Source organism: Corynebacterium sp. KPL4072 (genome assembly GCF_037908395.1).
GTDB lineage: Bacteria > Actinomycetota > Actinomycetes > Mycobacteriales > Mycobacteriaceae > Corynebacterium > Corynebacterium kefirresidentii.
This window is the reverse complement of the sequence record NZ_JBBMGE010000006.1, coordinates 173,526-187,626: the sequence shown is the minus strand read 5'-3', so window position 1 is coordinate 187,626 and position 14,101 is coordinate 173,526. Positions and strand designations below refer to the sequence as shown.

The following is a 14,101-nucleotide window of genomic DNA, read 5'->3' as shown; positions in this document are numbered from 1 at the left end:
AGCACAGTAGGCCTGCTACATAAATAGCATCAGCGAAACCGCCATTACGGCCATGCCGGCGATCAGGCCATAAATGGCGTGGTGATGCTCGCCGGTTTCTTCGGCGGTGGGCAAAAGCTCATCCAGTGAGATAAAGACCATGATGCCGGCGATGGCGGCGAAGCTGATTCCCATCGTGGCCGGCCCAATCACCGGCATGAGAATGCCGAAACCAATGAGTGCGCCAATCGGCTCCGCCAGCCCAGACAAGGTGGCCCACCAAAAGGCCTTCGTGCGTGATCCGGTTGCCTCCCGCAGCGGGACGGCCACCGCGATGCCTTCCGGGATATTGTGAATGGCGATTGCCACCGCCACCGGCACCGCGATTTCCTTAGACTCTAGGCCGGATAAGAAGGTGGCGAATCCTTCCGGAAAATTGTGCAGCCCCAGCGCGCAGGCGGTAAATACGCCAGTTTTCATCAGCTTTTTGCGGCGGGCCTCTTCGGCCGTCGTAGCCGGCTCATGGGGATTGATCTCTTCCGGCACGAGCCGGTCAATGATGGCGATAACGGCAATGCCAGCAAAGAAGGCACCGACGGCGGCCCAGGTGCCAGGGGTTTCTCCCCCGAGGGCGTCGGAAAGCTGGGAGGTGCCCTCAGGGAGAATCTCCATGAAGGAGACGTAGAGCATCACACCGGCCGAAAGACCTAGAGCTGCAGCCATGAAAGCCGGGCCCGGCTGGCGCTTTCCCACCGCCAAGGCTCCGCCAATCGAGGTCGATAGCCCCGAAAGCAGCACCAAGGCGAAGGCGAAAACAAAGGTACTAAGAGTCATAGCTGGCACCCTACCTGATAATAATTATCAGGTATTAACCCTCATCTTTGTCCTCAGGCACAGGAGAGATAAATTCGCCATTCTTGATAGAAGGATCATTATCCACGTACTCGCCTGTCTCGTAGTCATAGCCCACAGCGTGGCCTTCCTCGTCCGTGCGCGCGTACCAATCGGTCACCTCTGCTGCAGTGGAGTTAAAGTGCGCGCCCGTTGCATAGTCCCCCTCCGTCGGTTCAATGGACAAGGCAAAATTATCGCCATAATCGCGCACGCCACGCACAATCGCATTAGAAACCGCCTCATCCTCGTAGAAGTGACGGATAGAGATTGGATCATGGCGCAGCTCGCGCACCAGCGCGATACACATAAGCACAATGATGACCGCAAATGGCAGAGAGGTAATCGTAATAAGATTCTGCAGGCCCTGCAGCGCATTGCGTCCGCCAGCGAGCAAAATGACCACGGCGATGCCGGCCATGCACACCACCCAAAAGACGGTAACAATAGGGTTTGGCTTGGGGTTACCCCGCTGCGTGAGCTGCGAGTTCACAATGGATGCGGAGTCCGCCGTGGTAATGAAGAAGACAACCAGCATGAGAATGACAATGGGTGCCATCCACTCCGCACCTGGGAAATGGTCCAAGACCTTAAAGAAGATATCTTCTGCCGCCGGCATAGAGTCAATAGTGCCGTCCGGGGCGATATCGCCATCGCGGCGCTGCAGCCAAATGGTGGTGCCACCAAGAATGGTAAAGGCAGCAACAATGATGGCCGATGGAATAAGCAGCACGCCAAGCACGAACTGGCGGATGGTACGCCCGCGCGAAATCTTGGCTACGAAAACACCCACAAACGGTGACCACGATACCCACCAAGCCCAGTAGAAGGTGGTCCATGAGGAGAGGAATGCCACCATATCTTCGCCTTCGCCCATATTGGCAGAGAGCATCTGCGGCATCTCATCAAGATACTCAATCACCACTGCCGGCAACATGTTGATCAAGAAAGCGGTGGGACCTACCACGAAGAAGAACAGCGCCAGCGCAAGCGCTAGCACCAGGTTGATATTTGAGAGCCAACGAATGCCCTTAGCCACGCCCGAAACGGCCGAAAAAATCGTGCCGATAGACAACACCACGATAATGACCAGCGCCGCAGTATTGCCGGTGGTGGACCAGCCGCTAACCAATTCCACGCCGCGGCCGATCTGCAGCGCACCAATGCCCAAGGTCGCGGCGGTACCAAAGAGCGTGGCAATAATGGCCAGGCCGTCGATGATGCGCGCCGGCAGGGAATCCGTAGAACGATTGCCAAAAAGCGGCATCAAAATGGAACTCATCAGGGGAACGCGGCCGCGGCGGAAAGACACATAGGCCACGCACAAGCCCACGATGGCATAGATTGCCCAAGCATTAAATCCCCAGTGCATTGCGGCCTGAGCCATTGCCCCAAGCACGGCTTCATCGCTAGCCGCCTCGTACGCGCCCGGGCGCGGCGAAAGGTAGTAGCTCAGCGGTTCGAAGGGGCCGAAGAAAATAATGCCGATACCAATGCCAGCACCAAAGAGCATCGCAGCCCAGCTCACCGTGGAAAACTCTGGCTTCTCCCCATCGAGCCCCAGTGGAATCTTGCCGTACTTGGAAAAGGCCAAGATGAGGAGCAAAAACATCAGGAACGTAGCCAAGGCAGTAAAAATCCAACCCAAGTTGCGCATTACCCAATCCAGCGCGGCCGAAGAGGCATCAAAGACTTGCTCGGGCGCAACCACACCCCAAATGACGAAGGCCATGACCAGGCCGCCGACCGCCACAAGGATCGGCTTATCCACTCCATATTTAACCTTCTGATCCTCAATGGAAACGCCCGGCACCAGCGCAGGGTGGATATTATGCGGGTACATAATGTCTTTGAGAATGCGCTTGGCGTTACGGGTGCGTTTTTTACTTTCTTCCGAGCTATTTACCCCGCGCACAGGGCGGGATGAAGAAGACGGTGAAGAAGAGATGGTTCTACTCCTATTCTATTTTCAGGCGTCACTTTGAAAGAGCTGTCTACACATTAATAAAAACTCGCTGGATATAAAGCTGGCATCAGCCTTACCCCCATATGCGTAAAATGGGCTCAGCATTGTTTACCGGCCTTTAACCTTGGGAGTGACTTTCTATGGCGCTTTACCCGCTCGCGACTAGTTACTTCGGCGTGGAGCATGTCGCAGTCCTTGAGCACCCCGTGCTGGGCACCGCGTTGAGTATCCCCGGCGTGTCCGAGCACGCAGCGCTTGTCGATGTCTCCCTAGAACCCGATACCTACACCAACGGCTGGCGCATCCGCTCAGACTTCGGCTTCCTAGGTTTTTTGGACGAGGTCGAAGCCGCGGAATATCCCGCCCTAGAGCGTTTGAAAAACTCGTTTGCCCAGCCACAGACTATTGCCACAGTGGAAGTAGTTGACGGCGAGGTGGAGGTTGCCGTGTCCCTTGGCTTGTGGCCTTGGATGGTTCCGGTCAATGACCAGCCCCAAGGAACCGCGCTGCTAGCCGGTGGACGAGGCGTGCTTATCGACGTCGCCGCTGGCGACCTTTCCTCCCCCCAGCTGCAACGCATGGGTACGCAACAATTCTTCGTTACCCTGGAAGACCTTTCCGACACGGCTGTAGCTACCTGCGACGATATGGTTCTCGGCCCCTGCGGCGATATCGCCTCGCTGCCTGGTCTGCGTGCCGCATTCGAGGCTGCTAGTGCCTCCGGAGCGGGGCTGTCCGCCCGTGCCTACACGAGCCATGGCATGCTTGCAGTCGATATCCCCGCCGATACCGCCACCCCCGAGGAAATCTTCTCCCCCGCCGTCCCACCATTGCGCGTGCCTGCTCCCCAACCTGCGATTCCTGCCGCCGCGCCCGCATCCATGCCCACGCCGCCCGAAGTCTGGGATCACACAGTATCCGGCGAGACCATCGTCACTGCACTTCCCACGGGCTCGCGTCGTCCGCAAGGACCGCACGCGCAGCCAGCCGCACCCGCTGCGCCTTCCCAGACGGCTTCGCCACAACAAACTGCTCACTCGGCCACGCCGCCTAAAGCCAGCGCCAAGCTTGCAGAATTGGTCTCCTCTGTCCCAGGCGAGCAGAGTTTTAGTTGGCGCGTGCTCCCGGTAGCCGAGGAACCAGGCCGTTATTCTTCCGAATCCGCGCGCGTGCGGGCTCGGCGCGTAGCACGCGAGACTTCCCACCACCGCGGAGGAAACCACCGCAAATAGCTACCGGCCCCGCCAAAGTGTCCTTGCTAGCGCAAGGTTCTGCAGCCTCCCTCCCCCCGGCGAGTAATCCGCTGGGCATCTAAATATTCCAGGAGCGGAATGGCTACCCGTCGCGTCGTCCCCAAGGCCCGGCGGGCAGCAGAAAGCGTGAAGGGCTGTTCCAGCTCGGCCAAGTACCGACGCGCTTCCTCTGGTGCCGAGGGCAAAAGCACGATGCTGTGCTGAAGACGCAACAGGCGCCCGGCGCGCTCAGCGGCAGCAAGCTCCTTGGTACCCAGACCCAGCTCCGCTAAATCATCTGCCTCTGGTGCCGCAAAGGGTGACGCTTTAAGTCTCTTCTCGATAACAGCAATGCCCTGCTCAGCCGCGCCGAGATCCACCCGTTGCCCAGGCAGACGAAGCACTCCCTCACTGCTTTCTGCCTTCGCAGCGGCGATCGCAAGCCCTAGCAATCCTTCGTCGCGCATGCCGAGGGCATCCATGGCCGCCTTGCGAGGCATTCCCGGCGCCAAGGGATGTGCGGCAGCGTGGGCATGCAGAGCATCGTTGAGTGCTTCCTTCCACCGTGTTACCTGGGAAGCGGCTATCCACCACTCGCGGAAGGCGATGATGCCTGCGGGTGGCGCGGCAGTATCGAAGCCATCGCGGGCGAGGTCATCCAAGCGGGCGTAGCCGACGCGCCACAGATAGGATGCAGGATCCCTAAATGACTCCTGCGCGCTGAGTTCTTCTGCGCGACGGCGAGCGGCACCGCGACGGTTAAGCTCCGGCGGGCGGAGATCTACTGTTTCTACCCCGGCGACGACGTGGCGACCGCCGGGGCTGCGGACGACGAAGCGGTCGAGGAGCTGAAGGGGCAGCGGATGAGCCAAGCTAAGGCGCGCGAAATCGGGCGAAAGGGGCCGCAAGTGGCCCTCTACCCCGGCGGTACCGGTGTGGACGACGAGGTTATCTGGCAGCCCATCGAGCTCGGCGCCAAAGGTGCGGTGAATATCGAGGTGCTCCACCAGTCGCCATGCGCCTGGGCTCAGCACTACGTCGCCGCGGTGTATCTCGGCGGCATCTACTCCCCGCAGGTTGACGGCAGCGCGGGTGACAGGGCCAAGGGATTCCTGTGCGCTATTTTCGCTGTGCAGTCCCCGAATTTCCACCGTCTTTTCGCCCTCAGCTGTCACCACCTGCAGGCTATCGCCTACGCGCAAGCTGCCCGCGGCGAGTGTTCCGGTGACCACGGTGCCCGCTCCCTTCACGCTAAACGCCCGGTCGACCCACAGGCGCACTGGGGCTGTCGGATCGGGAGCAGGTACTTCAGCAAGCACATCATCCAGCGCCCGCCGCAGCTCTGCAATGCCTTCGCCGGTGGGGGCGGAGACGGGGATAATGGGGGCGTCGGCAAGCGGGGTATCTGCCAACTCCGCACGGATCTCGGCGGTGCGATCTACGGTGGCGCGGTCGCTGCGGGTAAGTGCGATAATTCCATGCTCTACGCCCAGGGCGCGCAAGGCATCGCGATGATCGGTGGACTGGGCTTGCCACCCCTCATCAGCTGCCACCACGAAAAGGACCACTGGGGCTGGGCCCACGCCGGCAAGCATATTGCCCAAGAATTTTTCATGGCCGGGCACGTCCACGAAAGCCACATCTGCACCAGAGGGCAAGGTGGTCCAGGCAAATCCTAGGTCAATGGTGAGCCCGCGGCGCTTCTCTTCTTCCCACCGGTCCGGGTCCATCTCCGTAAGTGCGCGCACCAAGGTGGACTTGCCATGGTCTACATGGCCGGCGGTAGCAACGACGTACACCTAGCCCACCGCCTTAATCGCGGCAATGACCACGGCGTCTTGGTCTGCGGGAACGCAGCGTATATCCACTAAGCAGTTGCCCTGATGCACCCGGGCTACCACCGGTGGTTCGTGGTGGCGAAGCGCGTCCGCAAAGTGTTCTGGCAGGCTAACCGCATAACCGGGTAGCGGGTATTCGGGCGCCCCGCCACCGCCTACGCGGCCATCGTGGGGCACTACGCGCGCACCGACTGCCTCCGCTATCGCTTCCGTGCGCGCGCGATGGGTCTCCCTGTCCAGATGCAGTGCATCTTGCACCGCATTCGAAGGCGTGGAAATGGCAGCCTCCAAGGCGTTGAGGCGCAGCTTGTCTATACGCACGGCGCGCGCAAGTGGGTGCTTTTTCACCGCAGCTATCGCCTCCTTGGTACCGAGCAAAATTCCTGCCTGCGGGCCGCCGAGTAGCTTATCGCCGGAGGCAATGACGATATCGGCGCCGGCGCGCAGCTGGGCCTGAATATCTGGTTCCTCTGGCAGCGCGGGATCATGATTTAGTAAACCAGAACCCAGGTCCACAATGAGCCGCGTATGGTGCTGCGCTGCTAGGCGGTGCAGCTCATCCACGCCGACTGCGGAGGTAAAGCCCTCAATGCGGAAGTTAGAAGGGTGCACCTTCAAAATGGCGCCGGTATTTTCCCCCAGCGCGCGCTCATAATCGGCCAGATGCGTGCGATTAGTCGCGCCGACTTCCTTGAGGCGCGTGGCCGTAGACTCGATGAGCTCCGGCAAACGAAAGCCCGCACCGATCTCAATAAGTTCGCCGCGCGAAATGATGACGTCTTTGCCCGGGGCGAGTGCGGCAGTGGCCAAGAGCAAGGCACTGGCGCCGTTATTGACCACGAGGGCATCTTCTGCACCGGGACAGGCCGCAAGCAGCGCAGCCGTGGCGCCAGCTCCGCGGTTTTTCGAGCGCTTGCCAGAATCAAGGTCCATTTCCACGTCGGTATAAGAGGCGGCGTCATGAAGGGCCTCTACTGCGGCTCCCGGAAGAGGGGCGCGCCCTAAGTTGGTATGGATGATGACGCCGGAGGCGTTGATGACCGGCCGCAGGGAATGCACCCTCTGCTGCCCCAGGCGTTGCGCAATTTCTGTGGGGATATCGTTGATAGGCAGCTCGCCGCGGCGTGCTTGGGCAACTGTGCGCTGAACAATTGCACGAATGGTGTGCTCGGCAAGGCGCTGTCGCGCGGTTTCTACTTCTGGCAGCTGGATCAGCTCATCCATGCGGGGAATATTCCGACGGGGATCGGGGCTGGCTGCAGGGGTGGGCGTGGGCACTGTGGCATTCCTCCTTGCGCGCGAATGGCGGAGACGGACAGGAATCGAACCTGCCAAACCGAGATGCTCGGCCTCACCGGTTTTGAAGACCGGGGCGCCCACCAGGACACGTACGCCTCCGTGTGCTCACCTTACACGCGCATTCCCCGGCGCCAATACACCTGTCATCCCTACGTCCACCAAGCCCCTCGAAGGCGAAACCTCGGCGCCCTCTGTCCTATCGCCACACGCCGCCGCAAGCGGGTTCCCGCCCTAGCTTTGCAGCCAGATACTCTCTGGAGATGAGTAAAATGGCGCTATGACCGAAGAAATTAAGCTCACCTCTTTCGCCGCAGGCGGCGGTTGCGCCTGCAAGATTCCCGCTGGCCAGCTTGAGTCTGCCGTCGAGGGCCTGGTAGGCAAGGCCGACCCTAATGTACTGGTGGGCCTAGATGATGGCGATGATGCTGCGGCAGTCAAAATCCAGGATGGTCTAGCAGTTATTTCCACCGCGGATTTTTTCACCCCGATGCTCAATGACCCCTACGATTGGGGGCGAGTGGCTGCGGCCAACGCGCTTTCTGATGTCTATGCCATGGGCGGCACCCCCGTTACCGCCATCAACCTCGTAGGCTGGCCCAATGAAAAGCTCGGACTGGACGTACTACGCGTGGTCCTGCGCGGCGGCATGGACGTAGCCACCGAAGCCGGCATCTCTGTTACCGGCGGCCATTCCATTACCGCCCCTGAACCACTCTATGGCATGGCCGCCACCGGTATCGTCGCGCCCGAAAAGCTCATGCGCAACGACGCCGCCGAGCCCGGCCTGCCCATTACCCTCACCAAGCCCATCGGCGTAGGCATCCTCAACAATAAACACAAGGCCACCGGCGAGGTATCCCAAGCCGCAGTCGATTCCATGACCACCTTGAATCGCGAGGCCGCCCGTGCCGCGGTGGAGGCGGGCGTGCGTGCGGCTACCGATGTCACCGGCTTCGGCCTGCTCGGCCACCTTTATAAGATGTGCCGCGCCTCTGGCATCGCCGCGGAGCTCGACTTTTCCGCCGTGCCCACCATCGACGGCGCGAAGGAGGCCTTGGCGGAAGGATTCATCCCCGGTGGCTCCCGCCGCAACCTCGACTGGGTACGCCCACACCTGGAAACCTCCTTGAGCGAGGAAGAGCTGGTGCTGCTTGCCGACGCCCAAACTTCCGGCGGACTCCTCCTCATCGGCGAGGTCCCCGGCTACCCCGTCATCGGCCACACCACCGAGCGCACGGGCGATGCTTATATCAAGGCCTAAATTTTCTCCTCCCCAGCGCCCCTAGCCGCGCTGGGGTTGATGGGGTGTGCAACCGAGGGGGCATCGCCAAGCGCATGCTCCCCTCCCCTTCGGGTCCACCGACCGGCACTTTTATTGCTCCGCAGCCGAGCAACAACGCAGGGAAGATATCGGCGCGGAACTCGCTCCCGCCCTACAGGAGGTGGACTAGTCCGAGCTCACCACATCGTGGTCGAGACCCTGCTCGCGCCGGCGCTTTTCCGCCCGGCGCTTTTGCGGGCCGATGGTAGTCTCCGGATTTTTCACTGCTTCTAGGCCGGCGTTGAGCACACCAAAGCGGGTGCACGCCGATCCTGCCAATAGCGATAGCCCCGCGGCCACCGATACCGCGCGGGACTTTGTGGCCGCAGCCAGCATGCTTCCCACGCCACCGGCCGCAATGAGGTATTCCGAAGCCTTCATCAGCGTGCCCGGCTTTCCCTCGTGCAGAGCCTGGCGCGGCTCCGGCTCCATGCCTTCTTCCAAGACCTTGGTCGCCGCTAGATCGCTGGCCGCGGCGGCCATGCCCGACACGCGGGCAGGACCTGCGTGCTCGACCGGGGTGGTCACCATAGCCATTCCTGATGACGCCGCCGCTGCCGAGGAAACAAAGACATACGGCAGGTGCTTTTTCATGTCATTCCACACCGGATTCGAGGTATTCGACAGCAATACCGCGGTATATCCCGCCAGCGGACCGCCGAGCACTCCCGCGACTGCGCCTGCCGGTCCAGCAGCTTTCTGCAGCGCCGTGCGCACGAACTTAGGCAGGGGCAGCTTATGTCCAGTCGCTGCATCCACTTCCGCTGCGGCCGGCAGCGCGGCCGCGCTCGCGAAGCCCGACAGGATCCACGATCCCAGAGACATCGGCGAGGTCACCTTGAAGACGCGGAACATATTCAGCGCGCGCTCCGGGCGGCCCAAATCCAGAATCAAAAAGACTGATCCTGCGGCCGCCGCGCCAAAGGCAGAAAGGCGGGTGGTACGACGCAGCGGTGCATTGCCCACGGCCTGTGCGCCGGCGGCCAAAAGCCCTGATCCGCCACTGACGCCGCCCAAGAAGAGATACGCACCGATTGGCCATTCCCACGGCGGCGCCTTAACCACTGGCCGGCCGTAGTAGGACGAGAACTCGAAATCCTGCGCCATGCGCTCTTCTTTGGAACCATCCTGCGCGCCCGCGCCTGGGCGCTTGCGCTTCTTTTTAGGCTTGGTGCCATCAAATTTCCGGTAGCGGTTACGACGCTCCGGCTGCGGCGGGCGGTACTCATCAAAGTTGCTCATTTACGTCCCCCAATCAGGAAGGAACCGGCCACGGCCAGCGCCATACCGCCGATAGCCTTCACTGCGGTCTTATACATCTGCGGCAAATCCGCCGTCGGCACGCGTGGATCAGGCGGAAGCCCATAGACCTCTGGCGAATCCAAAAGCAAGAAGATGGATCCGGTTCCACCGACACCATCGTCTTGATTAGCACCATAAAGCCGGGCCTCGGTAATCCCCTGCTCGTGCAGTACCCGCACGCGTTCCTTGGCGGCTGCCACCATCTCCTCATAAGGGCCAAACTGGATGGAATCGGTCGGGCAGGTCTTAGAACACGCTGGCTGCTCGCCCTGCTTCAAGCGGTCATAGCACATAGTGCACTTCTGGGCCACGCCCAAGTTCTTGATCGGCATCGCCTCGCCCGGTGTATGGTCCGGGCCTTGCGGGGCAAGCTGCTTGAGCTTTTTCAACACGTTGACGCCAGCATGGGAATTATCGACGTAATCCACCGTGGCGGTCTTGTCATATTTCAGCGCCACACCGCCATCATCGCGGCGTTCAATGACACCGAACGGGCAACCGGCTACGCATGTCCCGCAGCCATTGCACACGTCATCTTGCACTACCACAGTGCCAAATTCGGTGCGAAACAGTGCGCCGGTAGGACAGACATCAAGGCAACCTGCATGCGTGCAGTGCTTGCAGACATCCGAGGACATCAGCCACCGGAAGGTATCGGTATCTGGCGGAGTGGTATCAACTTCTTGCGGCTGCGCCCCGACCGAAGGCATGCCCAAAGAAATGAGCTTCTTTCCCTCCTCGCGGGCGTGCTCGATACGGTCATTATTTTGTTCCACGAAGGCCACGTGCCGCCAAGTATTAGCGCCCAGCGCACCGGTGTTGTCATAGGAATCACCGGTGACGTCATAGCCTTCTACCGGATTGCGGTTCCACTCCTTGCACGCCACCTCGCAGGCCTTACAACCAATACAAATGGAGGTATCGGTAAAAAAGGCCATGCGGCGGTACTTATCGTAGCCGTGCCGGCTCGCGTTCTCGGTCAGTAGATTTGTCATTTACTTACCTTCTTCGCTTTCCTCGCCCTTCTCGCCGGGCGTGTCCGCATCCACGGGCTGCTGCGGCTCTGGGTTATAAGTGAAGGAATCATCCACAGTGAGCAGATCATTACCGGAATCCAGATTCAGGTGCGCACGCTTCTGGTACTCCTTGAGCATCTCCACACGGGCCTCACCACGAGGACGACGCCCCGGCTGGATATCGCAGGCGCCAATCTTGGAATTCTGAATGAATACGTTCGGCTCCAGCGTGAGGCCCAGCAAATCATTGGCACCATCGCCAGCTACGGCTGTGGAATCGGACTCGCCATAGTGATACGGCAAACCGATTTGGTGGAACTCCTCACCATTGATCTTCATCATCTGCATGCGGTCAGTGACCAAGACCTGCGCCTCAATCACGCCGCGAGGCGAGACGATCGTGGCCCACTGACCATTTTCTAGCCCACGCTTTTCTGCCAAGGCCTTATCAACCTCGCAGAATAGGCCTGGCTGCAGTTCCGCCAGATACGGCAAACGGCGTGACATCGCACCCGAGGTATACATCTCCGTGAGGCGATACGTAGAAAAGACGAACGGGAAAACCTCCGCGCCCGGCTCGCCCGGCTCTGGACGCGACAGGTTATCTGGACGCTTAATAGTCAGACGCGTCGGCGACTGCTGCTGCTTGTACAGCACATTGTGTACCGGGGACTCGTGCGGCTCATAGTGGGTGGGCAAAGGGCCGTCGGAAAGCCCGGTCGGTGCAAAGAGCCAACCGCGGCCATCAGCCTGCATGATGAAGGCATCGGTGCCATCGAGGGCGTCCGGCCCCACGGCGTCGACCGGAGCCTTGTAGTCAGGGGCCTTAGTAACCGGGAAGTCCGGCACGTCATCGCCAACCCACTTTCCTTTGTCAGCATCCCACCACACATACTTCTTGCGCTCCGACCACGGAGTGCCATCCGGCTTCGCCGAAGCGCGGTTGTAGAGCAGGCGGCGGTTTGCCGGCCACACCCAGCCCCACTCCGGAGCAACCTCATTTTGCTCCGAACCAGGAACCTTGCGGGCGGACTGATTAATACCATCCTTAAACACGCCAGTGTAGATCCAGCAGCCACCCGAGGTGCTGCCATCATTTTTCATCTCCACGAAGGCAGGCAAAAGCTCGCCCTTCTTCGGGCCCTCAAGGTAATAACCATTGATCTCCTTGAGGACGTCCTCAGAATTCGGCTCACCTTCCTCGGTTTCCACATAATCCCACGTGACCTTCTGCAAAGGCAGATCTCGCGGATCAGTGGAATCGCGCAGACGCTCCTTAATCTTCTTGCCCAACTGGTAGAAGAACCACAGGTCACTCTTGGCATCACCTGGCGGCGGTGCCGCCTGGAAACGCCATTGCAACATGCGCTGGGTTTGGGTGAAGGTACCGGCCTTTTCCACGTGGGTTGCCGCCGGCATCAAGAAAACCTCGGTACCGATATCTTCGGTCTTGAGCTCGCCGTTTTTAATCTCCGGCGAATCCTTCCAGAACGAGGCAGTCTCAATCTCCTGGAAATCGCGCACAACCAGCCACTTTAGCGCCGCCAAACCACGGCGCTGCATGCCGCCATTAGACTGCGCCACTGCCGGATTCTGGCCGAAGACAAAATAGCCTTCCACCTGCTCATCCAGCATTGCCATGAGCGTTTCATAGGTCGAATGCGCACCAGAAATACGCGGCATGAGGTCATAACCCCACCCGTTTTCCTTGGTCGCTGCATCGCCCCAGTAGGACTTCATCAGCGAGACCGCATAGTTCTCTCCGATCTGCCAGAAGCCCTTCTGCGACTCATTGCGGATGCCATCTACATACTCAGGCCAGCTTTGCTTGTCGACGCCCGGCATAGGCAAATACCCCGGCAGCGAATGGAACAGCGTCGGAATATCGGTAGACCCCTGAATAGACGCGTGTCCACGCAACGCCATAATGCCCGAGCCGGGTCGGCCCACATTACCGGTCAGCAGCTGCAAAATTGCCGCGGTACGAATGAACTGCGCACCCAGAGTGTGCTGAGTAAAGCCCAAAGCATAAGCAAAGCACGTGGTGCGATCCGGCGTGGAATTCTGCGCAATCGACTCCGCAAGGTAGTAAAAGTCCTCTTGCGCAATACCGCAGGTCTCCTCCACTATCTCAGGCGTATAGCGTGCGTAATGGCGCTTGAGAATCTGGAAAACCGAATTGGGATGCTCCAGCGATTCATCGCGTTCCACATTCCACGACGCACCCTCGGGCTTCTGCACGTACTGCCACGAATCCGTGACGTATTTTCCGGTCTCTGGGTCATAGCCAGAAAACAAACCATCTAGATCCTCGGTGTCTTGGTAGTCCTCCGAGATAATCATCGGCGCATTGGTATACGCCACCACATAGTCATGGAAGTACAGCTCATTTTCCAGCAGATAATTAATCACTGCACCCAATAGCACTACATCCGTGCCACCGCGAATACCAATGTGGCGATTCGCAAACGCGGACGTACGCGTATAGCGCGGATCCACGTGAATGATGCGTGCCCCACGCTTCTTGGCTTCCACCACCCACTGGAATCCCACTGGGTGGCACTCGGCCATATTAGAACCCTCAATGACGATGCAGTCCGCATTCGCCATATCCTGCAGCGGTTGGGTTGCGCCGCCGCGGCCAAACGAAGTTCCTAGACTAGGAACGGTGGCAGAGTGTCATATGCGAGCCTGGTTCTCAAGCTGTATCGCACCAGCGGCGGTAAATAGCTTCTTGATGAGGTAATTTTCCTCATTATCCAAGGTCGCACCGCCCAAACCGGCGATGCCCATCGTGCGATTGAGGGTGCGGCCCTCATCGTCGACATCCTGCCAACCGTTGCGACGCGCCTCCAAGAAACGATCCGCAATCATCTCCATCGCGGTATCTTCATCAAGGTCCTGCCACTGCGAAGAATAAGGCGCGCGATATTTAATCTTGGTCAGGCGCGTAGCGGAGTTAATGAGCTGCTCCGACGCAGATCCCTTCGGGCACAATCGCCCACGAGAAATGGGCGAATCCGGATCACCCTCTACCTGGATGACACGGTCATCTTTGACATACACGCGCTGCGAGCAACCGACCGCGCAGTACGGGCACACTGACTGCACCACGCGGTCCGCTTCCACGGTGCGTCCATGTTTATCCTTGCTCTTTTGAGACTGCGTATTGACGTCCCTGCCAAAGGGATCGCCGCTGCGCAGCTGGCGCACAACCGGCCAGTTGAGAGGGCTAAAGCGAGACATATCCATAAATC

General features: G+C 59.8%; 9 protein-coding genes and 1 tRNA gene. 2 read left to right on the top strand and 8 right to left on the bottom strand.

What is annotated here, in order from left to right:
• Positions 1 to 15: 15 nt before the first annotated feature.
• Together zupT and WMP97_RS08170 are read right to left on the bottom strand one after the other, a co-directional pair.
• Positions 16 to 813: a zinc transporter ZupT gene (gene zupT, locus WMP97_RS08175; protein ID WP_340440258.1), complete on the bottom strand. Its 798-nt coding sequence runs from the start codon at positions 811 to 813 to the stop codon at positions 16 to 18.
• 34 nt (positions 814 to 847) lie between these two features.
• On the bottom strand, positions 848 to 2,785 hold the full coding sequence (locus tag WMP97_RS08170) for a BCCT family transporter (RefSeq protein ID WP_023021858.1): 1,938 nt from the start codon (positions 2,783 to 2,785) through the stop codon (positions 848 to 850).
• Positions 2,786 to 2,976: 191 nt separating this feature from the next.
• Between WMP97_RS08170 and WMP97_RS08165 the strand changes: the two genes are divergently transcribed.
• Positions 2,977 to 4,068, top strand: coding sequence for a hypothetical protein (locus tag WMP97_RS08165; RefSeq protein WP_340440257.1), 1,092 nt, complete (start codon positions 2,977 to 2,979; stop codon positions 4,066 to 4,068).
• A gap of 26 nt (positions 4,069 to 4,094) precedes the next feature.
• Here the strand turns inward: WMP97_RS08165 and selB are convergent, their stop codons facing one another.
• The 3 genes from selB to WMP97_RS08150 form a co-directional block, all read right to left on the bottom strand.
• Positions 4,095 to 5,867, bottom strand: coding sequence for a selenocysteine-specific translation elongation factor (selB, locus tag WMP97_RS08160; protein WP_340440255.1), 1,773 nt, complete (start codon positions 5,865 to 5,867; stop codon positions 4,095 to 4,097).
• Complete coding sequence (gene selA, locus WMP97_RS08155; RefSeq protein WP_239208057.1) at positions 5,868 to 7,130, bottom strand: L-seryl-tRNA(Sec) selenium transferase; 1,263 nt, start codon at positions 7,128 to 7,130, stop codon at positions 5,868 to 5,870.
• A gap of 79 nt (positions 7,131 to 7,209) precedes the next feature.
• Positions 7,210 to 7,304 (bottom strand) — tRNA-Sec (locus WMP97_RS08150).
• Between the two features lie 178 nt (positions 7,305 to 7,482).
• Here WMP97_RS08150 and selD point away from each other — a divergent pair.
• Entirely contained in the window at positions 7,483 to 8,466 is a 984-nt protein-coding gene (gene selD / locus WMP97_RS08145; protein WP_340440252.1) for a selenide, water dikinase SelD, read from the top strand.
• A gap of 186 nt (positions 8,467 to 8,652) precedes the next feature.
• Here the strand turns inward: selD and nrfD are convergent, their stop codons facing one another.
• From nrfD to fdnG, 3 genes are read right to left on the bottom strand one after another with little or no spacing between them, the layout of a single operon-like run.
• Entirely contained in the window at positions 8,653 to 9,768 is a 1,116-nt protein-coding gene (nrfD, locus tag WMP97_RS08140; protein WP_023021863.1) for an NrfD/PsrC family molybdoenzyme membrane anchor subunit, read from the bottom strand.
• Positions 9,765 to 10,823 (bottom strand): 4Fe-4S dicluster domain-containing protein, encoded by a 1,059-nt coding sequence (locus WMP97_RS08135; RefSeq protein WP_023021864.1) that lies wholly within the window; start codon positions 10,821 to 10,823, stop codon positions 9,765 to 9,767. The genes nrfD and WMP97_RS08135 overlap by 4 nt, the downstream gene beginning before the upstream one ends.
• Positions 10,824 to 14,090, bottom strand: a complete 3,267-nt coding sequence (fdnG, locus tag WMP97_RS08130; RefSeq protein WP_248099022.1) for a formate dehydrogenase-N subunit alpha — start codon at positions 14,088 to 14,090, stop codon at positions 10,824 to 10,826.
• Positions 14,091 to 14,101 lie beyond the last annotated feature (11 nt).

Bases quoted from the DNA above. Each gene is read 5' to 3' on its own strand.
- zupT (WP_340440258.1), bottom strand. From the start codon at position 813: ATGACTCTTAGTACCTTTGTTTTCGCCTTCGCCTTGGTGCTGCTTTCG.
- WMP97_RS08165 (WP_340440257.1), top strand. From the start codon at position 2,977: ATGGCGCTTTACCCGCTCGCGACTAGTTACTTCGGCGTGGAGCATGTC.
- selA (WP_239208057.1), bottom strand. From the start codon at position 7,130: ATGGATGAGCTGATCCAGCTGCCAGAAGTAGAAACCGCGCGACAGCGC.
- selD (WP_340440252.1), top strand. From the start codon at position 7,483: ATGACCGAAGAAATTAAGCTCACCTCTTTCGCCGCAGGCGGCGGTTGC.
- nrfD (WP_023021863.1), bottom strand. From the start codon at position 9,768: ATGAGCAACTTTGATGAGTACCGCCCGCCGCAGCCGGAGCGTCGTAAC.
- WMP97_RS08135 (WP_023021864.1), bottom strand. From the start codon at position 10,823: ATGACAAATCTACTGACCGAGAACGCGAGCCGGCACGGCTACGATAAG.